The organism is Marinobacter confluentis (genome assembly GCF_004785685.1).
GTDB lineage: Bacteria > Pseudomonadota > Gammaproteobacteria > Pseudomonadales > Oleiphilaceae > Marinobacter > Marinobacter confluentis.
In genome coordinates, this window is record NZ_SRPF01000102.1 from 1 (window position 1) to 300 (window position 300).

At 61.3% G+C, this 300-nt stretch carries 1 protein-coding gene; it reads right to left on the bottom strand.

Going from position 1 to position 300, the window contains the following annotated elements; translation table 11 throughout:
* Positions 1–57 precede the first annotated feature (57 nt).
* A partial coding sequence (locus E5Q11_RS17740; RefSeq protein ID WP_135804736.1) for a DUF6701 domain-containing protein occupies positions 58–300 on the bottom strand: 243 nt, incomplete at its 5' end.

Here is a 300-nt window from a genome sequence, read left to right on the forward strand (position 1 = left end):
AACGAGCTGGACATGGACCACCCGGAGACCGAGGAGGACTAGCGCCTTTTCAGAGCGCTAGCGCTCTTGCCAGTAGAAGACGCGGTCGTTGCCCCGGTATACGCCAAAGGTTGCGAGGGCGGAAGGTTGCTCCAGAGTGCCGTCACCGTCCTGGTCGTCCCACAACCAGAGGGGAAGAGCCCAGGTCAGGGTATCCTCACCAGGTGTGCCATTGGGGTCAAGCGCCAGTGGCCCGCCCTCGCCAGCGGAAAAGCTGCCGTTGGCCGCCTGCAAAGCATGAAAATTCTCGGTATCGGTAAT